The organism is Paenalcaligenes sp., from assembly GCF_030152715.1.
Taxonomy (GTDB): Bacteria; Pseudomonadota; Gammaproteobacteria; order Burkholderiales; family Burkholderiaceae_B; genus Paenalcaligenes; species Paenalcaligenes hermetiae.
In genome coordinates, this window is sequence record NZ_JASLIX010000091.1 from 19,742 (window position 1) to 38,622 (window position 18,881).

Genomic DNA, 18,881 nt, shown 5'->3' on the forward strand with positions numbered 1-18,881 from the left:
TATGTCTGATCCTGCTTTACGCACTTTGCAACAGGTCTTTGGCTACGAGGCTTTTCGTGGTGAGCAGCACACCATTATTCAGCATGTGATTGCGGGTGGCGATGCGCTGGTGCTCATGCCTACAGGTGGGGGTAAATCCCTGTGTTATCAGATTCCGGCTTTGGTACGCGCTGGCACTGGGGTGGTGGTTTCACCACTCATTGCGCTGATGCAGGATCAGGTTGATGCCTTGACCGAGCTCGGTGTGCGCGCTGCGTATTTAAACTCCTCCCAAGACTGGCAAACTGCGCGTCAAGTAGAAAAGCAATTTTTAGCAGGTGAGCTTGACCTGCTTTATGTGGCGCCAGAGCGGTTGTTAACGGATCGCTGTTTAGATATGTTGGCGCGCGGGCACATTGCATTATTTGCGATCGATGAAGCGCATTGCGTATCGCAATGGGGGCATGATTTCAGGCCGGAATATTTAGGCTTATCGTTTTTAGCTCAACGTTGGCCCGATGTGCCTCGCATCGCTTTGACGGCGACAGCGACGGCGGAAACGCGTACAGAGATTGCGCAGCGGCTGCATTTAGAGCAGGCCCCGCATTTTGTGGCGAGTTTTGATCGTCCAAATATCAGTTATCACATTGTTGAAAAAACCGAGGTAAGAAAGCAGTTATTGCAGTTTATCCAACAGTATCATCGGGGAGACTGCGGTATTGTGTATGCGTTGTCGCGTAATCGAGTCGAGGAGACTGCTGCCTTTTTACAAAGTCATGGGGTTTCGGCATTGGCCTACCACGCGGGGCTACCAGCGGAGCAGCGGGCAGCCCATCAAAGCCGTTTTTTACGTGAAGACGGGGTGGTAATGGTCGCGACCATTGCTTTTGGTATGGGGGTAAATAAGCCGGATGTGCGTTTTGTAGCACATATTGATTTACCTAAATCCATCGAGGGCTATTATCAGGAAACAGGGCGTGCCGGCAGGGATGGGGAGCCTGCTACCGCATGGTTGGCTTATGGCTTACAAGACGTGGTGCAGCTTCATCGTATGGTGGCAGAATCCAATGGCGATGTCCAACATCAGCGTAATCAAGCCCGTAAAATTGATGCCATGCTAGGGCTGTGTGAAACGGTTACTTGCCGTCGTCAATTACTCTTGGATTATTTTGGGCAGCCAATCGAGCCTTGTGGTAATTGCGATGTCTGTTTAGATCCTCCGCAAACGTGGGATGGTACGGTAGCGGCGCAAAAGTTGCTATCGACTATTTATCGTTTATGGCGAGAATGTGGCCAAGCCTATGGGGCAGGGCATGTGATTGATATTTTACGTGGCCGAGAAACAGAGCGCGTTCAGCAGAATCGGCATCAGGCTTTATCAGTATTTGGCGTGGGGGCGGATCTGAGTGTCAAAGAGTGGCGCCGGATCTTGCGGCAACTGATTGCGTATAAGCTTATCGAGGTTCAGGCACATCAGTTTGGTACCTTAACCCTAACAGAGCATAGTCGCGCTGTGCTCAAGGGGGAGCGCGCTGTTATGTTGCGCAAAGATTCACATACTAAACCCGTGGGGGCATCGCGCCCGCAAGAGGAGCAGTTACCGCCTGTGGCTCAAGCCTGCTTTGAGCGATTGCGCCAGTGGCGCGCGCAGGTAGCAAAAGAGCACGAGGTGCCACCCTATATTATTTTTAATAATGCCACACTCAAAGAGGTGGCGCTATTACGCCCCGCTACGCTTAATGAGCTCGGGCGCATTTCAGGTATTGGCGCACGTAAGCTAGCGGCTTATGGGGAAGCCGTGTTGGCGTGTTTGGATGCTTATGAGCAAGCCCTAGTCGAATAAGTCAGGTGTGGACCGAGGTGGTGTCAGCCCAAGGTGCGTCCATGTGCTTGGCGTAGCGACCCGACCGCGAGGGGTGCGGTGTAAAAAACCATGTTGGATTAAATAAGGCTCAATCACGTCCTCGATGGTGTCGCGCTCTTCGCTAATGGCAGCGGCCAGACTGTCTACGCCTACAGGACCACCGTTAAATTTATGCACAATGGTTTCAAGTAGTTTGCGATCCATTAAGTCTAAGCCTAAAGGGTCGACCTCGAGCATAGAGAGTGCTTGAGCAGCACAATGGGCATCAATTACACCGTTATGTTTTACATCAGCATAATCGCGAACCCGCCGTAATAGTCGGTTTGCTATGCGTGGGGTACCGCGGGAACGTTTGGCTATCTCCAGAGCGCCTTCGGGAACACATTCCACCTGTAAAAGCTGGGCGCTGCGCGTCACAATATGTTGTAGATCGGCAATCGAGTAGAACTCGAGTCTGGAGACAATACCAAAACGATCGCGTAATGGGTTGCTGAGCATGCCAGCGCGGGTAGTAGCACCAACAAGCGTAAATGGCTGCAAGTCGATTTTGACACTGCGGGCAGCCGGACCCTCGCCGATTAGAATATCAATTTGAAAATCTTCTAGGGCGGGGTAGAGGATTTCCTCGACCACAGGAGAGAGCCGATGGATTTCATCAATAAATAGTACGTCGTGTGGCTCTAAGCTGGTTAAGATAGCTGCTAAATCCCCAGGTCGTTCTAAGACAGGCCCCGAGGTTTGGCGCAGCTGCACTCCCATTTCCTGCGCCACAATATGAGCCAACGTGGTTTTGCCTAGTCCAGGGGGGCCAAAGAGCAGCACATGGTCTAGGGATTCGCCACGGCGTTTAGCAGCAGTAATAAAAATTTCCAGCTGCTCACGCACGCGGTGCTGACCCACATAGTCATTTAAGGCCTTAGGGCGTAGGGCACGCTCGATGGATTCCTCGTTAGGAGAGAGAGGAGCGGCAGTTACCACTCGTTCTGGTACGGGAGTGGAGCTAAGCGAGTCGGAGTAAATAGCCATACATAACCTGCTGATTAAATATCCAGTCTATCTTACACCAGTTAGGGGGATAGATTAAAGTCAAAACACAGATGCGGCATAATAGATAGCTTATCGGCTATTTAAAGGAGTCATGGTGCATATCCCCAGCTATGAAGACATTTTACAGGCGGCAGCACAATTAAAAGAAGTCGCGCATCGAACCCCTGTGTTGAGTTCGCGAACCTTAAATCAACAATTAGGTGCTGAGGTTTTTTTTAAATGTGAGAATTTTCAGCGGATCGGGGCATTTAAGTTCAGGGGCGGTTATAACGCTTTAGCTCAGCTTAACTCTGAACAGCGTCAGCGGGGGGGGGTTGCTTTTTCATCGGGAAACCATGCCCAAGCGGTGGCGTTAGCTGCCCAGTTGTTTCAGGTGCCGGCCACGATTATTATGCCAGCCACAGCGCCTGCTGCTAAAAAAGCAGCGACTTTAGCGTATGGAGCACGGGTTATTGAGTATGACCGTTTTACGCAGGATCGAGAGCAAATGGCGCAAGAGTTTGTAGAAAAAGAAGGAATGACCTTAATTCCTCCTTTTTCACATCCTCATGTGATCGCGGGTCAGGGTACGGCAGTAAAAGAGCTGCTCGAAACAGTTCCCGATATGGATGTGTTGCTGGTGCCTTTAGGCGGAGGCGGGTTGTTATCAGGGTCTTTGTTGGCTGCACATGCTTTGAGCCCAGCTACAGCAGTGTATGGGGTGGAACCAGAAGGGGGTAATGATGCTCAGCAGTCCTTGGCGCAGGGGCAGATTGTACGGGTGGATTATCCGAATTCTATTGCAGATGGGGCGCTAACGCCCGCGTTGTCACCGCTTACCTTCTCGCTCATTCAGCAATATGCGAAAGGGGTATTGACGGTGACGGATACTCAGCTCATCAAAACCCTGCAGTTTTTTGCGGAGCGTATGAAAATCGTAGTAGAGCCAACGGGTTGTTTAGGTGCAGCTGCCGCTTTGTTTGGCGCGCTGCCGCTGCAGGGTAAGCGAGTGGGGGTTGTTGTCAGTGGTGGTAATGTTGATTTAACCCAGTATGCACAGTTGCTAACGACCTGATAGTAGCTGTAGGGCTTGGCGAATTCCTTCGGAAACAGCAATATCGGCAGGCAGTTTTTTAATGACTTTGTTGGCTTCGGTGTTGTTATAGCCTAAGGCCAGTAATGCATTGAGAATATCGCTTTGGTCCGAGCTTGCTGTGGGAGTGATAGTGGTATTGCCTTGAAGCTTATCGCGTAACTCAAGAATCATACGCTCGGCGGTTTTTTTACCAATACCTGGGGCTTTGGTCAGGAGGGCGATATCTTGGTTTTGAATAGCGGCGGTAAGCTCGTCAATAGACAAGCCGGACAAAATGCCTAAGGCTGTTTTGGGACCAATGCCGCTGACTTTAATAAGGGTTCTAAATGTACGACGTTCGTTAGCATTGCCAAACCCAAAAAGCACATGAGCATCATCTCGGATACTTAAATGAGTATAAAGAGAGACTTTAGCACCAGTATCAGGCAGATCATAAAGCGTGCTCATGGGGACGTCCATCTCATAGCCCACACCGTTTACATCCACACAAATGGTAGGTGGGTTTTTTTCAATAAGGATGCCAGTAATACGACCAATCATGATTTACTTTCCGATAAAACGCCCACCACGGGTGCGCGTAAGGTGTGGGGAGACGTGTTGTTGAGTTTGCAGCTGTTGTTGTAGCGGGTAGTGATGCGCATGGCAGATGGCACAAGCTAAAGCATCGGCTGCGTCAGGGGCTGGGGTGCCGTTAAGACGTAGTAAGTGTTGTACCATATGTTGTACCTGTGCTTTATCTGCATGCCCTCGACCGACGATGGTTTTTTTAATTTGCAGGGCGGTGTATTCATAGACTTCTAATCCACTATCGGCCAAGGCACAAAGTGCCGCACCACGGGCCTGGCCTAATAATAAAGTAGAGTGGGGGTTCATGTTGACGAATACATTTTCTACAGCGCTATGCGTGGGCTGATGTAAGGCGGCAATCTCGCGGATGTGATCAAGGATAACCTGTAGGCGGGCCGCGAGCCGCTGTTCTGTGGGCACCACGATGGTGCCGCTAGCAATATAAGTCAGCTGCGACCCATGGACGTCAATGACCCCGAATCCTGTTTTTCGTAGGCCGGGGTCTATGCCTAAAATGCGCATTAGTGGCGGAAGTGGCGTGTACCCGTAAATACCATCACGAGATCGCGCTCATTGGCTGCGGCAATGACCTCGTCATCACGAATGCTACCGCCAGGTTGAATAATGCATGTTGCACCGGCGTCAGCGACCACGTCCAGCCCATCACGGAAAGGAAAGAACGCGTCGGAAGCCACCGCTGAGTTTTGTAAAGAGAGCCCTGCATTTTCAGCTTTGATCGAAGCGATACGTGCAGAGTCGACGCGGCTCATCTGTCCAGCGCCCACGCCTAAGGTCATCCCCTGGCCGCAGAACACAATAGCATTGGATTTCACGTATTTTGCTACATTCCAGGCGAACAACATGTCTTGCATTTGCTCTGTAGTGGGTTGTTTTTCGCTGACCACTTTAAAAGCGTCGCTATTATCGCGATAGGTATCAGGAGTTTGTACTAACCAGCCCCCCCCTACGCGTTTGATGTCAAAGGGATTATGAGCCTGACCAGATTTTACTTTGAGTACTCGTACGTTTTTCTTTTCAGCAAAAATCGCGAGGGCTTCCTCGGTGTAGTCAGGGGCTAATAAGACCTCGACAAACTGTTGAGACACAGCATTGGCTGCGGCGGAATCCACCGTTTGGTTAAAAGCAATAATGCCTCCAAATGCAGAGGTGGGATCGGTTTTAAACGCATTTTGGTAGGCTTTAGCGGCAGTTTCGCCAAGGGCAACGCCACAGGGATTCGCATGCTTCACAATCACACATGCACCCGTTTCAAAACTACGCACACATTCCCAAGCAGCATCGGCATCAGCAATGTTGTTGTAAGACAGGGCTTTGCCTTGTAGTTGTTCGTAGTTAGCTAACAGGCCGGCACCTACTTGGGGGTCACGATAAAAGGCAGCGCTTTGGTGTGGGTTTTCCCCATAGCGCATGATTTGGTGTTGTTGAACTTGTAGTGTTAGCGTTTGGGGCCACTCATTACGATCAGGGCTTTGGTCTTGGGCTGGTTCTTTAGTGTTAAGACTGCTGAGATAGGAAGCAATCGCGCCATCATAGGCGGCCGTATGGGCATAGACTTTGGTGGCGAGCTCAAGGCGTAAACCATAAGAGGTCATGCCGTGCGCATCGATTTCGTTGAGCACACGTTCATAATCGTTTGGATCAATAATGACTGTGACCCCACCAGCTGCTGTGCCATGGTTTTTGGCAGCAGCGCGTAACATGGCTGGGCCACCAATATCGATATTTTCTACCGCGTCAGCAAAGGTACAGTCCGCTTTGGCAATGGTTTCACGGAAAGGGTAGAGATTGACTACGAGCATATCAATACGGTCGATTTGATGTTGCTCTAAGGTGCTGAGGTGTTGTGGGTCATCACGACGCGCCAGTAAACCGCCATGGATTTTCGGGTGCAGGGTTTTGACACGGCCATCAAGGATTTCGGGCGAGCCAGTGTGGTCGGCGACTTCGGTGACGGTCAGGCCGGCCTCCTGAAGGAGTTTGGCTGTGCCTCCCGTAGAGAGTAAACGCACACCACGTTGGGCGAGGGCTTGGGCAAATTCAACAATTCCTGTTTTATCGGAAACCGATAAGAGGGCGGTTTGGATCTTCATGATGATTACACTATGAGTTAAGGTTGGATATTATGAGCCAGCAGTTTTTTGCGCAAGGTACTACGTGTAATACCCAGCATTTCTGCGGCTTTAGATTGGTTTCCATTGGTTTTTTCTAGAGCGATCTCTAAGACAGGGCGTTCCACATAATGAATGACCATCGCTAAGATATCGCGAGGTTGGGAGTCACCGAGGTCTGCAAAATAGCGTTCAAGGCTTTCGCGTACCGATTGCTCTAGAGGATTGGTGTTGGGCATGTTTTTATCAGTTCAAATGATCAACAAGAAACGGCATCTGTAATAGGAGCCGTGGGTTGTTCAAGAAAGTCATGCGGGTCGTGCTGGTCAAACCATTCTGCAACCGCTTGGAGCTGTGTGCGTGTGCATTCAATTTGATTGATTTGTGCTAGCCACGGTGCCGCGTTTGGGGTATTGGCAAAATACCAGCCGATATGTTTACGCGCAGAGCGCACCCCGATGAATTCCCCATAAAAATCATAATGGTCTTGGAGGTGTTCCAAGAGAATATGTTTCATTTCGCCATAGGTGGGTGGGGCAAGCAATGTACCATGTTTCAGGTAGTGATAAATTTCTCGGAAAATCCATGGTCGCCCCTGCGCTGCACGTCCCACCATAACGGCATCGGCTCCTGTGTATTCGAGCACAAATTTGGCTTTTTGGGGAGAGTCGATATCGCCGTTAGCAATAACCGGAATGCGTAATGCCGCTTTGACTTCTCGAATTGTATCGTATTCAGCTTCGCCTTGGTAAAAGTCACAGCGTGTGCGTCCATGCAAAGTAAAGGCGGCAATGCCGGCGTCTTCGGCGCGCTTTGCTACGCGTAGGGCATTTTTGTTTTGACGATCCCAGCCTGTGCGCGTTTTTAAGGTAACAGGGATCTGATGAGGGAGACAGGCGTTCACGACGCGCTCCACAATGCGCGCAACTAAGTCTTCATCTTTAAGTAAAGCAGAGCCTGAAAGTACATTACAGACTTTTTTTACCGGGCAGCCCATATTGATATCAATAATGTGGGCTCCTTTATCGATGTTAAATAAGGCCGCCTCTGCCATCATGTCTGGATCTGAGCCGGTGATTTGTACCGCAATGGGGTCGGGTTCGCCGGTGTGATCAAGGCGACGAGCCGTTTTAACACTGTCCCACAGTTTGGGGTTGCTCGCGGCCATTTCGGTAACGGCATATTCGGCACCAAGTGCTTTGCAGAGACGCCGGTAAGGGCGGTCAGTCACGCCAGCCATAGGGGCGACAACGGCTGGGTTAGTAAAAAGCCAATTTCCAATTTGCATGGTTAATTAAACTCGTAAACCTTGAAGGAGCTGACGCGCTAAAGGGAAGCGTGCGGGGGCCAAACAGTCCATACTTAACAAGCCAAGTCCACAGGCATGCTGAATGAGCGGGTTGGTGGTGGCAAAAACTCGAGGCAGAAAATCTGTAATCGAGCCGGTAAGCCAACGGTCGGGGCGACGTTGCTCTGCATAATGGTGCAAATAGCGAAGCGGGTCTTGTTGTGTTTGAGCGAGCCATGGACGTAAAGACAGCGCCAGTTGTGCTGTGTCTCGTAACCCTAGATTTAGCCCTTGGCCTGCTACGGGGTGAAGCGTTTGAGCCGCATTTCCAATCGCCGCAATATAAGGGGCGGGTAAACTCGGTCCGGCAGACAGCTGCAAGTCAAAAACGAAGCGCTCGCTTACTAGCTGCAGCTGTCCTAAGCGTGCACCAAAGGCCGTCTGTAGGGCTTTTTCAAAGGCAGTCGAGGATAGCTGAAGTAGTTCTTGTGTGCGTGCGGGCGAATTACACCAGACTAAGGCATAACAGTCGGCCTGGTTTGGGTGAGGTAATAAGGCTAAGGGGCCTGAAGAGGTAAAGCGCTCAAAGGCCCAAGCGCTACGGGGGGCTGAGCTTTGTATGGTAGCCAGTAGAGCGCATTGGTTATAGTCACGTTTTAGGTTTTTGGGACGGGTGCCATCCGACTGAATGGCTAAAGCCGCCTCATAGCGCTGGGCACCCGCTTGTACATAAACGCCATTTTTCTGACTTTGTGCGTATACGGGTTGATCGACCTCGATATAGCGAATAGCGTGTTGCTGTACTGCTTGGCGTAAATGAGACAACAGGTCGTCATAGTTCACCACGCTGCCCAGCTCATCTACTTGAAGCTCGGCCGCCGTAATGAGGGTGCGCCCCAAGCGACCCTGTTGTGAAACGTGGACGGTATGCATGCTTGCTGCTCGCGAGGGCCAAACCCCAAGTGGCTCAAGCAACTGCCGGCTACCGTGGTTAAGCGCAAGGGTACGAGGATCCAGTTTTTGACCTTGAGCAGGTGGTTTTTGTCCAAAAAGGGCAATGCGTTCGGGGTGTGGGCTGTATCGTGCAAGCAAAAGAGCAAGTACACAGCCAACTGGACCAGCACCACAAATGGCAATATCAAAATCAGGGCGTGTCATAGGCGTTGAGAAAAAGGTGCGAAATCAACTAAATAACGCTATTGTAATGGATAGCTATTTTTGGGTTAGGAAACTTTGCTGATTATTCTCTGCCTAAGTAATGGCTTTGTTTTTTGACTATTTACTTGTGATACCCGCATGAACTGGTTGGAGTGGTTAACCCCGTGGGAATTTTCCCCCACCTTAATTGTTACCTTTGTGATTTGTGGCGTGCTGTTTTGGCGCGGTAGCCGTGTGCACGCTGTACAAAAAAGCCGACAATGGTTGTTTTGGATTGGCTTTATTGCTCTGTATTTAAATCTTCATACCTTGGTGGATTATTATTCAGAGCGGATGTTTTTTATTCATCGCATTCAGCATTTGTTTTTGCATCATTTGTTGCCTTTGCTCATCATGCTGTCGTATCCAGGGCAAGTTATGCGTGCGGGCTTGCCCTTAGCATGGCGGCGTCGCTGGCGTGACTTTTTGTGCACACCTACAGGCTTACGCGTCAAAAACACCTTTACTCACCCTGTGTTGGTGCCCTTTTTATTTGTATTTTTTGTATTGGTTTGGTTGCTGCCTATACCCCAGTTCTACTCCATGATTGATTGGCGTTTATATCGTTTCATGAATTGGTCGGTAGTGATTAGTGGACTGATGTATTGGAACTTGATTTTAGATCGACGCCCCGCCCCGCCTGCCCGTATGAGGCCGTGGGGGCGGGTGGTATCGCCATTGATTACCATGGCACCGCAAATCGTCGTGGGGGCATATATTACTTTTGCAACACAAGACCTTTACCCCATTTTTGATTTATGCGGTCGGGCGATTCCTAGCTTTGATGCGCTTAAAGATCAGGCGGTAGGGGGACTAGTGATGTGGGTGGCAGCGGGGCTGGTTGAGACGTTTGGCATCGCTTATGCGCTGGCCACTGTGGTACGCTTGTCTGCAAAAGGACGCTTGCAATCAGATTTAGTGCAGCGTTTGGGCTTATCTACACAAAAAACCACGCTTTCTTCCTAAAGGGTCGTCATGAAATACCGTGCTCTTACTCAAGGTTTAGCGGCGATATTAAGCGCTCAATTGTTGGTTGTTACGCCAGCCTTATCTCAGCCGATGGGTATTCCCAGTATGGGGCCGGCTTCAGGGGCAGAGTTATCTCCCAACTTGGAGCGCACTTTAGGTGATGCCATTATGGAGCAGGGGCGACGTGATCCGCAGTATGTGACGGAGCCCATTATTAATCAATACTTAACGGAGCTAGGACAAAAGCTGGCTAAGCATTCCTCGGTACCCTTACATTACGAGGTACAGGTGTTTGGGATGCGGGATCGAACCATTAACGCGTTTGCATTGCCGGGTGGGTATATTGGCATCAATACCGGTTTGATGGTTGCGGCTGAAAGTGAAGCTGAGCTCGCATCTGTAGTGGCCCACGAAATCGCTCACGTAGCACAACGACATGTGGCGCGGGGGATGACACAAAGCTCAGAGTCAAGTCATATTATGTTGGCTTCTTTGGTGGGGGCGCTGCTGGCTGGTTTAGCAGGTAGTGCGGATTTAGCGATGGGGGTAGCGACTTTTGGGCAAGCCGCGGCTGTTGATAGGCAGTTGGGATTTTCACGTCAGGCTGAACAAGAAGCCGATCGGATTGGTTATCACATGCTGCAGGGCGCGGGTTTTGATCCAAATGGCATGGCTCAAATGTTTAAGCGGCTCATGCATAGCTCGCGCTTAAATGAGTCCCCGAATGCTTATGCCACCACGCACCCATTATCGGCACAGCGTTTAGCCGACGTAGAAAATAGGATTATGTCGACACCCGCCCAAACCTATACACAAAGTACCGACTTTTGGTTTGTGCAGGCAGCGGCGGCTGTTTTACAGGCCCAAGGTGGCTCGGCGTTGCTGTCGGTGCAGCAGCGTTTACAAGAGGCCGTATCAAGCCAATCGGGCGCATCTAAAGCCGCGGCGTATTATGGTTTGGCTTATGCCGCAAAACAGCGCAATGATAAAGCCGCGGCACAGCAGTATTTACAACAGGCTCGACAGGTTGGTGTGGAGTCTGCGGCGTTAGATAGTTTGCAGATCGATGTGTACTGGGCACAGGGGCAAACAGAAAAAGCCTGGCAGTTAGCCAAACAAGCATGGGCTAAGTGGCCAAATAATCAAGCTATAGCCTTAGATTATGTAGAGGCTTTGCAAAAACAAGGTTTGTTGGAGCAGGCTATCCCTTTTTTAGAGCAGCGTATTCAACAGTGGCCTCAAGCGCCGCGTTTTCATCAGCTGCTAGCACAGGCTTTAGATAAGCGGCAGCAGCCCGTAGAAGCCCGTGAGGCCATGGCTCAGTATTATATTTTGGTCGGGGCGTTATCTAGTGCGGTTGATCAGTTGCAGCAGGCGCGAAGCCTAAGTACTGACTTTTATCAGCAGTCTAAGCTAGATGTGCAAATCCGTGATTTACGTGAGCGCCTAGAGCGCGATCGCTTGTTGCTGGAACGCTTTAAAGGCTAGGTATTGGTCTCAAAAAAACGGGCTAAACGTGTGGGGAGCCAATGAATATGGCCTGGGAAAGCACCAGTGGTAAAGCCGACGTGCCCACCCTGCTCGGGCTGGTGTAGTAATACCTGTGCAGAAGCCTCTTGTGGCTGAGGAAGGGATTCCTCGGGTACAAAGGGGTCGTTTTTGGCATTGAGCAAAAGGGTTGGGATCGCGATAGAGCGCAACAATGGCTTGCTAGAAGCTTGTGTCCAGTAGTCTAAAGCGTGTTGGTAGCCGTGCATGGGGGCTGTGTAAATATCATCAAAATCGCGAATCGTGCGTGCTTGCCCTAGGCGTAAAATATCAATCATACCGGGAAAGCGCCGTGATTTTTCGTAGATTTTGGCCTTCATGGATTTTAGGAAGTAGGGGCTATATACCCATTTGCCGATAAATCGCTCAGAAAGCGCATTACCACAGCTAACCAAATCTAAGGGCACAGAAATTCCCGCCGCTGCGTGCAGCCAGGCGCATTGTGTTTGTTGCTCGCCCAGGTATTTCAGCAAAGCATTACCGCCTAGTGATACGCCTACGGCATGCCATAATGCATGTGGTAGGCGATTACGCACGCTCTGCAAGATAAAGCCTATTTCCTCGCTATCGCCAGAATAGTAAGCGCGTGCCATGCGGTTAGGAAAGCCTGAGCAGCTGCGAAAATGTGCTACCACTACCACCCAACCCCGCGCCCGAAAATATTGTGCAATGGATTGGGCGTAATGGCTGCGGCTGCTGCCCTCTAGACCATGAAAGAGAACAAGCGCTTGCGTGTGTGGGCTTTGGGGTAAGGTCGCCCAGTCGTCGTCTTGAGCCCAACGTCGCGCTGCTGTTTTGTTGAGCTGGGCGTCATGAGGTGCGGTGCTGCCATTGGCAAGACGGTCGGCAAAAAGCCCTGGGCCTGTCCAGTCTAAATCCAAGAAATCACCATCGGGAGTGTTAATACGCTCCCGGACGAAGGCAATGCGGTGATGGCGAGCAAGGTGCGCACCATAAATGGTTTGGAGGTGTCCACCTGGCAGCCAAAAGGGTGTCGGGCAGTCTGATAAGTCAATTTTAGCGGTCACAATTACGCGCAAAAAGAAAAGGCGAAGTTATTTGGAGTCGTTTTCGGTTGCCAATTGATAGGTAGCGCTACAATAAGGACAGCTTGCTGTGCCATTTTTTTCAATTTCGATATAAACGCGTGGGTGCATGCTCCATAATGGGGCTTGTGGGCCGGGACAATACACCGGCAAATCGGAAGCGGTAACGGTAATGGTTTCAAAGGGGGTGCTGCTAGACGAGAGAGAACTCATGAGGGCTCCTTGATGGCAGTAATCGACTAAACATCATAATTGTAGCAAGACCAAGCCGTTCTTGAGTGGATTTAACCTAGGAGACAAGGTGTCTTTATATAAAAAACTACGTCTTGGTGCGCTTTCTCCTAGAGAGCGCCATTATTTTAGCTTAGGTTTGCGCGAAGCGGCACCAACCTTGATCGCAACCGGGATTTGGGCGTTTGTGACAGGCATAGCTATGCTTAAATCTGGCCTTTCAGAAACCTATGCGGGGTTGATGACGTTGTTCGTATATGCGGGTTCAGCACAGTTAACGGCGCTGCCGTTGATTGAGTCTAATGCCCCTTTGTGGTTGATTTTTGCGGCTGGGTTTATTGTTAACATCCGTTTTGTGATTTTTGGTGCGGCTTTACAACCCTTTTTTCGTCACCTCTCTTGGCAAAGGCGTCTGTTTTTAGGCTATATCACTACCGATATTTCTTTTGTGTTGTTTATGTCGCGTTTTGGGGACGATCGTCCTGTAGGCAGACCACAACACCTTTGGTATTTTTTGGGTATTATTTTACCTAACTGGATTGTGTGGCAGTCTTTGTCTTTTGCTGGGATTTACTTAGGGGGATTTATTCCTGCTTCGTGGGGGATAGAGTATGCAGCGATTTTAGCTTTGATTGCTGTGATTATGCCTTTAATTAAAACGCGTCCCTTTATCATGTGCTTGGTTGTGGCAGGGAGTGTAGCGTGGGCGGGGCAGCTGTTACCGCTACGTTTGGGTCTCGTGGCTGCCGTAGTTGCAGGGGTAGTGGCTGGCGTGGTGACAGAGCAACTACAACATAAAAGGGGCGCTTAAATGTCATTTAACCAGTATGATTGGTATATTTTAGGGGCAGTGGCCTGTTTAACGGTCGTAAGCTTTTTGACCCGAGCAGGTTATTTTTTATTCGGGGACCATTTGCCCTTAGCCGATGGAGTGCGTCGAGCCTTACGTTATGCTCCGGTAGCGGCATTGACTGCTATTATTCTCCCTGAAATTTTCCCTTGGTCTGTGGGTTCTTATCCTCGTCTAGACCTCTATAAACTCATTGCAGCGGGGGTAGCGGTGCTGGTTTATTTACGCACACATAACTCCGTGTGGCTCATGGTTTCTGGTATGGCCATATATTGGTTACTCAAAGCCTTAGCCTAATCCCTTTACGCTGCAAGTAAGCATGATTTTCAATGAAAGAAACAAACGCAGATTCAACACCTAGTTTTGCCAGTTTTGGTTTACATCCTGATTTACTCTCATCGATTTTAGCGGCCGGTTATACCTCGCCGACACCAATTCAAGCGCAGGCATTACCTGTAGTGATGCAAGGGCGTGATGTGATGGGGGCGGCACAAACCGGCACCGGTAAAACCGCTGCTTTTTCTTTGCCTATATTGCATCGTTTGATGCCGTTTGCTACGCATAGTGCATCACCCGCCCGTCACCCCGTGCGCGCGCTTATTTTAACGCCTACACGTGAATTGGCAGACCAAGTTGGAGCGAGTGTTAAGCTGTATTGTAAAAACACGCCCTTGCGGTCGGCTGTGGTGTTTGGGGGGGTGGATATTAACGCCCAACGCGATGAGCTGCGGCGCGGTTGTGAAATACTCATCGCCACACCAGGACGCCTGTTAGACCACATTGAGCAAAAAAATGTGAACTTAAGCCAAGTTGGTATTTTCGTATTAGACGAGGCCGACCGCATGCTGGATATGGGCTTTTTGCCGGACTTGGATCGAATCGTCCGCTTATTGCCTAAACAGCGCCAAAGCTTATTGTTTTCAGCAACCTTTAGTCCAGAGATTCGTAAGCTAGCGACGAGCTTTCTGCGTGACCCAGTAAGTATCGAGGTGGCGGCTCGTAATGCCACAGCAGATACCGTGACGCAACGTGCTTATGCGGCGGAAGGCGATGCTAAGCGTCGAGCAGTAGAACACATTGTGCGTAGTCAACAGCTAACACAAGTAATCGTGTTTACCAATACGAAGCTAGGGGCGAACCGTCTTACGCGTCAATTAGAACGCAGTGGCTTTAAGGCCGCGGCTATTCATGGCGATAAAAGTCAGTTAGAACGCATGAAAGTATTAGATGCGTTTAAAGCCGATGCTTTAGAGATTTTAGTTGCTACGGATGTGGCTGCGCGGGGTTTGGATGTGGCGGGAGTGCCGTGTGTAATTAATTATGACCTGCCTTTTAACCCCGAGGACTATGTACACCGAATTGGGCGTACTGGACGTGCAGGTGCTAAAGGCGAGGCCATTGCTTTAGTGAGTGCCGATGAGCAGCACTTGTGGCAGGATATTCAAAAGCTCATAGGGTCGAAGCTAAAACTTGAGCGTTTATCCTTACCAAATGCGTCCAGCCACACAGCGCGTGCGCGAGCACCACAAGATGAGATTTTTTATAAGCCCTATCAGCCCAGCACGGCTAAAGCCCCCACTCGTGTTACTAAAGAGAAAACGGTAGCCAGTGGGCAGAAAAAGCGCTTTGTTGGTGTGTTATTAGGCGGAGGCTATTATTAAGTCAACAAAGGCTGGCACGGGATCACGATAACGTGGTTGTGCGGCGGCTTGATCTAACAGCCGCTCCAAATGCTGCGCAAAAGGCAAAAGGGGACCATAAAAGATGGTTCCTTTTTTATTTTGGATCAACAAGGTGGGAAAGTCCTCAATGTCCTCATCGATGAGTAAGTCTTCATGCTCTTCTACATCAACCCAGATGAAAATATGCTGGGGGTAGCGCTGCGCCACCTGTTCTAGCTGTTGCTTAAATCCATCGCAAGTGCGGCACCAGGCAGCACAAAAGCAAACAACGGCATAGTCGTTATCAGTAAGCTGTGTTAGTTTTTGTTGTATTTCCGATCGGTTATGTTCAGGGTAAAACACTTTTATCACCTTAAAATCAATATGGATTAATCATAGAGCGAAAACCATGCCTACACCTAATTCCCTTTCTACTCAGGTTGGCACGTCGTCCACGGCGACTCAGCGTTTAAAGCGGGCCTTTACTCGTGCCTTGTCTTCACAGTTGCACCCTAAAATGCTGGGGGCGCTGCTCTTGCCTTTTTTGGTGGCATTGATTGGAGCTGTTGTGTTGTTGTGGTTATTTTGGACGCCACTTAAAACACATATTGCCATATGGTTAGAGCAGTGGGGCATACTTGATGCACATGCTGATTTGTGGCTAGTAGGGGCGGGCTTGCTGGTCGTCAAAACATTCATTATTCCATTATTAGCTGCGGGTGCCTTATTACCTATAGCGGGGATTTTGGGGTTGATTGTATCCGCAGTTGTCGCCATGCCTATTGTGTTGTCCTTTGTACAACATCGCTATTTTCCTCAATTAAAACGCCAAGGCAAAAACGCATTTAGTTATAGTGTGATGAATGCCCTTTGGGTTGGTGTGCTTTTTTGCGTGGGCTGGTTATTAACTTTGCCCTTATGGCTCATAGCTCCACTCGCTGTGGTGCTGCCGGTGTGGTGGTGGGCTTTTGCTTTTACCCGCTTATTGCGGGTGGACTCGATGGTAGAGCATGCTAGCCTACAAGAGCGTAAGATCCTTTTAATGCGCCATCAAAAAGAATACTGGCTGATGGGGCTGTTGATGGCTTTGTTAAATTTAATCCCCCCAGCTTGGTTGGTGTTGCCCGTTTTTTCTGCGCTGGTCTTTGCCCATTTTAATTTAGCGGCACTGGCTGAGCTCCGAGCGGAAAATACCATTCATCAGCATGAGTTATCGCTATAACAGGATGTTTTATGCATAAACCCGCTATACGTTTAATTATTATTGGTGACGAAATTCTATCGGGACGTCGTCAGGATAAGCATTTTTCAAAGCTAGTGGAGCTGCTGAATGCGCGTGGGCTCCGTTTACATAGTGCGCAAATCATTTCCGATGATCCTGATCATATTGAAACCACACTAAAAGCGAGTTTTGCGACGGATGATATCGTGTTTAGTTGTGGTGGTATTGGTGCGACTCCTGATGACCAAACGCGTCAAGCTGCAGCACGCGCGCTGGGCGTAGATCTGGCGTTACACCCCGAAGCCGCGGCGCTTATTACCGAGCGCACACAAGAACAGGTCGGGAGCCAAACCGTTGATATGAGTTTACCGGAACACCAGCAGCGCTTACAGATGGGCGTGTTCCCGGTTGGCGCTGAAATCGTCCCGAACCCTTACAATAAAATCCCAGGCTTTTTTATTCATAACCATACATTTATGCCAGGTTTTCCTGTAATGGCGTGGCCGATGATGGAGTGGGTCTTAGATAATAAGTATGCCCATTTGCATCATTTAGATAATCAGGTCGAGTATTCTTTTTTGGCTTTTTCTTTGCCTGAGTCACGTATTACTCCGGCGTTACAGCAGGTCGAGAGCCAATGGCCAACAGTAAAAGCATTCAGCTTACCCAGCGTGGGAGATAATAGGCGTCGTCCGCATATAGAATTAGGCGTAAAGGGAGACCCTCAGGCGTGTACGGCTGCCTTAGCATTTTTAAAAGAACAAGTTCAGCAATTAGGGGGTAAGTTGACCCCTATTGCAGAGTAAATGCTTGCCATCTTAGATGAAATTTCATAATATGGAATTGTTGCAATGCATCAACTTTTCCCACAATGCAAAGAGGGACTATCTTTTTGATCTCTAGTGACCGACACTATGCCAGCACCTAACCCAAGCTCCGGTTTGATTACGATTCAAGTTTTAGAGCGCGCCATGATTTTATTGGATGAATTAGCGCGTCAGTCTGAGCCTGTAGCTTTAAAAGATCTAGCCAAGTCCACAGGCCTACATACATCTACGGCTCATCGAATTTTAAATGATTTGGTTGTAGGGCGTTATGTAGAGCGTGTAGATAACGGTTTGTATCGTCTAGGTATGCGCTTGTTAGAGTTAGGCTCTTTAGTCAAAGGCCGTCTAAATGTGCGCGCAGCAGCCGTTGAGGCGATGCGTGAGCTACATAAAATTACTGGTCAGACGGTTAACCTTGCTCTGAAACAGGGCGATGAGATTGTGTATGTAGAGCGCTCGTGGAGTGAGAATTCTGGCATGCAGGTGGTGCGTGCTATCGGTGGACATGCACCGCTACATCTCACCTCCAGTGGTAAATTGTTTTTATCTGAGCTAGACACCCGACAAGTGCGAGCTTATGTCATGCGTACAGGGTTGGCGGGTAACACGCGCAATAGTATTACTCAGGTTGCTGACCTAGAAAAAGAGCTGGCTTTGGTACGTCGTCATGGTTATGCCCGTGATAACGAGGAGCTAGAACTAGGGGTGCGGTGCATTGCGGCAGGGATTTATGATGATACGGGTACGTTAGTAGCCGGCTTATCGCTTTCTGCTCCCTCTGAGCGTTTGCGTGATGCTTGGATTCCATTATTACAAGACACCGCACGCGACATTTCTGCCGCTTTAGGTTTTGAGCCTATGCGTCCTGAGCGTCAAGCTTAAGCGCGTACGTACAACCAACCTTCTTTTTGTTTTTGCACAATATAAGCAATCGCAGCAGGCACGACTTCTTGGGTCGTTGCCTGCTTTTTTATATTTTTAAGCGTGTTACTACAGAGTTTTAATAGGGGGTCTGTAGGGTGAGGTTGCGATAGTGCCATTTCAACGGCGCCGGCGTTTGCCACGATGATCACGTGAGCATCAGGTTCAGCGTGAAGAAAATGAGTGGCATTGTTGCGAGCACGTTGTAGTGAGTCGGCACATGCGGCATGTAGAAGAAGTTGGGTAGGTTTCATAATAAATAAAAGAAAAAAGTGTTGCTGTAGCGCAGCATATAAACCTTTTGTTTGTGGTTTAATTGGAAAGATAGCTTGACCTAACAGAGATAATAGGTAGAATGAATGTATTGCTGCAGTGCAGCATGGAAGGTTTATCCGTTGTGCGTTAACGGTTGAGGCCTTCGGTAATGTTGATCAATCAATGTCATATAGACGTTAAAGGA

General features: G+C 49.5%; 21 protein-coding genes. 10 read left to right on the forward strand and 11 right to left on the reverse strand.

All coding sequences use genetic code 11. From position 1 onward, the window contains the following. Position 1 precedes the first annotated feature (1 nt). Positions 2 to 1,822: a DNA helicase RecQ gene (gene recQ, locus Q1V74_RS07070; protein WP_260649951.1), complete on the forward strand. Its 1,821-nt coding sequence runs from the start codon at positions 2 to 4 to the stop codon at positions 1,820 to 1,822. On the opposite strand, the gene ruvB is transcribed toward recQ, so the two are convergent. Continuing rightward, positions 1,811 to 2,869, reverse strand: coding sequence for a Holliday junction branch migration DNA helicase RuvB (gene ruvB / locus Q1V74_RS07075; RefSeq protein WP_300647686.1), 1,059 nt, complete (start codon positions 2,867 to 2,869; stop codon positions 1,811 to 1,813). The genes recQ and ruvB overlap by 12 nt on opposite strands. A gap of 112 nt (positions 2,870 to 2,981) precedes the next feature. On the opposite strand from ruvB, the gene Q1V74_RS07080 reads away from it, so the two are divergent. Next, positions 2,982 to 3,944 carry a threo-3-hydroxy-L-aspartate ammonia-lyase gene (locus Q1V74_RS07080; RefSeq protein ID WP_300647688.1) on the forward strand — a complete coding sequence of 321 codons (963 nt, stop codon included), beginning with the start codon at positions 2,982 to 2,984 and terminating at the stop codon, positions 3,942 to 3,944. Here Q1V74_RS07080 and ruvA read toward each other — a convergent pair. From ruvA to Q1V74_RS07110, 6 genes are read right to left on the reverse strand one after another with little or no spacing between them, the layout of a single operon-like run. After that, entirely contained in the window at positions 3,933 to 4,505 is a 573-nt protein-coding gene (gene ruvA, locus Q1V74_RS07085; RefSeq protein WP_260649948.1) for a Holliday junction branch migration protein RuvA, read from the reverse strand. The two genes, Q1V74_RS07080 and ruvA, sit on opposite strands and share 12 nt — an antisense overlap. Positions 4,506 to 4,508: 3 nt before the next feature. After that, positions 4,509 to 5,054 (reverse strand): crossover junction endodeoxyribonuclease RuvC, encoded by a 546-nt coding sequence (ruvC, locus tag Q1V74_RS07090; RefSeq protein ID WP_300647689.1) that lies wholly within the window; start codon positions 5,052 to 5,054, stop codon positions 4,509 to 4,511. After that, positions 5,054 to 6,643, reverse strand: a complete 1,590-nt coding sequence (gene purH / locus Q1V74_RS07095; protein WP_300647690.1) for a bifunctional phosphoribosylaminoimidazolecarboxamide formyltransferase/IMP cyclohydrolase — start codon at positions 6,641 to 6,643, stop codon at positions 5,054 to 5,056. Before purH ends, ruvC begins: the two co-directional genes overlap by 1 nt. 17 nt (positions 6,644 to 6,660) lie before the next feature. Then, positions 6,661 to 6,900, reverse strand: a complete 240-nt coding sequence (locus Q1V74_RS07100) for a helix-turn-helix domain-containing protein (protein WP_260649945.1) — start codon at positions 6,898 to 6,900, stop codon at positions 6,661 to 6,663. Between the two features lie 20 nt (positions 6,901 to 6,920). Beyond that, entirely contained in the window at positions 6,921 to 7,949 is a 1,029-nt protein-coding gene (gene dusB, locus Q1V74_RS07105) for a tRNA dihydrouridine synthase DusB (RefSeq protein WP_300647691.1), read from the reverse strand. A gap of 6 nt (positions 7,950 to 7,955) precedes the next feature. After that, positions 7,956 to 9,107: an FAD-dependent monooxygenase gene (locus Q1V74_RS07110; protein WP_300647692.1), complete on the reverse strand. Its 1,152-nt coding sequence runs from the start codon at positions 9,105 to 9,107 to the stop codon at positions 7,956 to 7,958. A 138-nt stretch (positions 9,108 to 9,245) separates the two neighbouring features. Between Q1V74_RS07110 and Q1V74_RS07115 the strand changes: the two genes are divergently transcribed. Together Q1V74_RS07115 and Q1V74_RS07120 are read left to right on the forward strand one after the other, a co-directional pair. Then, positions 9,246 to 10,112: a cytochrome c oxidase assembly protein gene (locus Q1V74_RS07115; RefSeq protein ID WP_300647693.1), complete on the forward strand. Its 867-nt coding sequence runs from the start codon at positions 9,246 to 9,248 to the stop codon at positions 10,110 to 10,112. 9 nt (positions 10,113 to 10,121) lie between these two features. Continuing rightward, positions 10,122 to 11,603: a M48 family metalloprotease gene (locus Q1V74_RS07120; protein WP_300647694.1), complete on the forward strand. Its 1,482-nt coding sequence runs from the start codon at positions 10,122 to 10,124 to the stop codon at positions 11,601 to 11,603. On the opposite strand, the gene Q1V74_RS07125 is transcribed toward Q1V74_RS07120, so the two are convergent. Together Q1V74_RS07125 and Q1V74_RS07130 are read right to left on the reverse strand one after the other, a co-directional pair. Next, positions 11,600 to 12,694, reverse strand: a complete 1,095-nt coding sequence (locus Q1V74_RS07125) for an alpha/beta fold hydrolase (RefSeq protein WP_260649986.1) — start codon at positions 12,692 to 12,694, stop codon at positions 11,600 to 11,602. The two genes, Q1V74_RS07120 and Q1V74_RS07125, sit on opposite strands and share 4 nt — an antisense overlap. Positions 12,695 to 12,718: 24 nt before the next feature. Next, the gene (locus Q1V74_RS07130) at positions 12,719 to 12,922 is read right to left on the reverse strand and encodes a zinc-finger domain-containing protein (RefSeq protein ID WP_260649940.1); all 204 of its coding nucleotides are present in this window, start codon (positions 12,920 to 12,922) and stop codon (positions 12,719 to 12,721) included. Positions 12,923 to 13,079: 157 nt separating this feature from the next. On the opposite strand from Q1V74_RS07130, the gene Q1V74_RS07135 reads away from it, so the two are divergent. The 3 genes from Q1V74_RS07135 to Q1V74_RS07145 are packed head-to-tail and all read left to right on the forward strand — an operon-like array spanning position 13,080 to position 15,451. Next, on the forward strand, positions 13,080 to 13,751 hold the full coding sequence (locus tag Q1V74_RS07135) for an AzlC family ABC transporter permease (protein WP_260649985.1): 672 nt from the start codon (positions 13,080 to 13,082) through the stop codon (positions 13,749 to 13,751). Next, positions 13,752 to 14,087, forward strand: a complete 336-nt coding sequence (locus tag Q1V74_RS07140) for an AzlD domain-containing protein (protein ID WP_260649939.1) — start codon at positions 13,752 to 13,754, stop codon at positions 14,085 to 14,087. 32 nt (positions 14,088 to 14,119) lie between these two features. After that, positions 14,120 to 15,451, forward strand: coding sequence for a DEAD/DEAH box helicase (locus Q1V74_RS07145; RefSeq protein WP_300647695.1), 1,332 nt, complete (start codon positions 14,120 to 14,122; stop codon positions 15,449 to 15,451). Here the strand turns inward: Q1V74_RS07145 and Q1V74_RS07150 are convergent. Then, entirely contained in the window at positions 15,431 to 15,814 is a 384-nt protein-coding gene (locus Q1V74_RS07150) for a thioredoxin family protein (RefSeq protein WP_300647696.1), read from the reverse strand. The two genes, Q1V74_RS07145 and Q1V74_RS07150, sit on opposite strands and share 21 nt — an antisense overlap. A gap of 46 nt (positions 15,815 to 15,860) precedes the next feature. Between Q1V74_RS07150 and Q1V74_RS07155 the strand changes: the two genes are divergently transcribed. From Q1V74_RS07155 to Q1V74_RS07165, 3 genes are all read left to right on the forward strand, one after another. Beyond that, complete coding sequence (locus Q1V74_RS07155; RefSeq protein WP_300647697.1) at positions 15,861 to 16,673, forward strand: EI24 domain-containing protein; 813 nt, start codon at positions 15,861 to 15,863, stop codon at positions 16,671 to 16,673. Between the two features lie 11 nt (positions 16,674 to 16,684). Continuing rightward, complete coding sequence (locus Q1V74_RS07160; protein WP_260649935.1) at positions 16,685 to 17,479, forward strand: molybdopterin-binding protein; 795 nt, start codon at positions 16,685 to 16,687, stop codon at positions 17,477 to 17,479. Between the two features lie 108 nt (positions 17,480 to 17,587). Next, on the forward strand, positions 17,588 to 18,382 hold the full coding sequence (locus Q1V74_RS07165; RefSeq protein ID WP_260649984.1) for an IclR family transcriptional regulator: 795 nt from the start codon (positions 17,588 to 17,590) through the stop codon (positions 18,380 to 18,382). Here Q1V74_RS07165 and Q1V74_RS07170 read toward each other — a convergent pair. Further along, on the reverse strand, positions 18,379 to 18,675 hold the full coding sequence (locus Q1V74_RS07170; RefSeq protein ID WP_300647699.1) for a hypothetical protein: 297 nt from the start codon (positions 18,673 to 18,675) through the stop codon (positions 18,379 to 18,381). The two genes, Q1V74_RS07165 and Q1V74_RS07170, sit on opposite strands and share 4 nt — an antisense overlap. Positions 18,676 to 18,881: the final 206 nt, after the last annotated feature.

Coding starts and splice junctions, on each gene's coding strand:
- recQ (WP_260649951.1), top strand. CDS start 2: ATGTCTGATCCTGCTTTACGCACTTTGCAACAGGTCTTTGGCTACGAG.
- ruvB (WP_300647686.1), bottom strand. CDS start 2,869: ATGGCTATTTACTCCGACTCGCTTAGCTCCACTCCCGTACCAGAACGA.
- Q1V74_RS07080 (WP_300647688.1), top strand. CDS start 2,982: ATGGTGCATATCCCCAGCTATGAAGACATTTTACAGGCGGCAGCACAA.
- ruvA (WP_260649948.1), bottom strand. CDS start 4,505: ATGATTGGTCGTATTACTGGCATCCTTATTGAAAAAAACCCACCTACC.
- ruvC (WP_300647689.1), bottom strand. CDS start 5,054: ATGCGCATTTTAGGCATAGACCCCGGCCTACGAAAAACAGGATTCGGG.
- purH (WP_300647690.1), bottom strand. CDS start 6,643: ATGAAGATCCAAACCGCCCTCTTATCGGTTTCCGATAAAACAGGAATT.
- Q1V74_RS07100 (WP_260649945.1), bottom strand. CDS start 6,900: ATGCCCAACACCAATCCTCTAGAGCAATCGGTACGCGAAAGCCTTGAA.
- dusB (WP_300647691.1), bottom strand. CDS start 7,949: ATGCAAATTGGAAATTGGCTTTTTACTAACCCAGCCGTTGTCGCCCCT.
- Q1V74_RS07110 (WP_300647692.1), bottom strand. CDS start 9,107: ATGACACGCCCTGATTTTGATATTGCCATTTGTGGTGCTGGTCCAGTT.
- Q1V74_RS07115 (WP_300647693.1), top strand. CDS start 9,246: ATGAACTGGTTGGAGTGGTTAACCCCGTGGGAATTTTCCCCCACCTTA.
- Q1V74_RS07120 (WP_300647694.1), top strand. CDS start 10,122: ATGAAATACCGTGCTCTTACTCAAGGTTTAGCGGCGATATTAAGCGCT.
- Q1V74_RS07130 (WP_260649940.1), bottom strand. CDS start 12,922: ATGAGTTCTCTCTCGTCTAGCAGCACCCCCTTTGAAACCATTACCGTT.
- Q1V74_RS07140 (WP_260649939.1), top strand. CDS start 13,752: ATGTCATTTAACCAGTATGATTGGTATATTTTAGGGGCAGTGGCCTGT.
- Q1V74_RS07145 (WP_300647695.1), top strand. CDS start 14,120: ATGAAAGAAACAAACGCAGATTCAACACCTAGTTTTGCCAGTTTTGGT.
- Q1V74_RS07155 (WP_300647697.1), top strand. CDS start 15,861: ATGCCTACACCTAATTCCCTTTCTACTCAGGTTGGCACGTCGTCCACG.
- Q1V74_RS07160 (WP_260649935.1), top strand. CDS start 16,685: ATGCATAAACCCGCTATACGTTTAATTATTATTGGTGACGAAATTCTA.
- Q1V74_RS07165 (WP_260649984.1), top strand. CDS start 17,588: ATGCCAGCACCTAACCCAAGCTCCGGTTTGATTACGATTCAAGTTTTA.
- Q1V74_RS07170 (WP_300647699.1), bottom strand. CDS start 18,675: ATGAAACCTACCCAACTTCTTCTACATGCCGCATGTGCCGACTCACTA.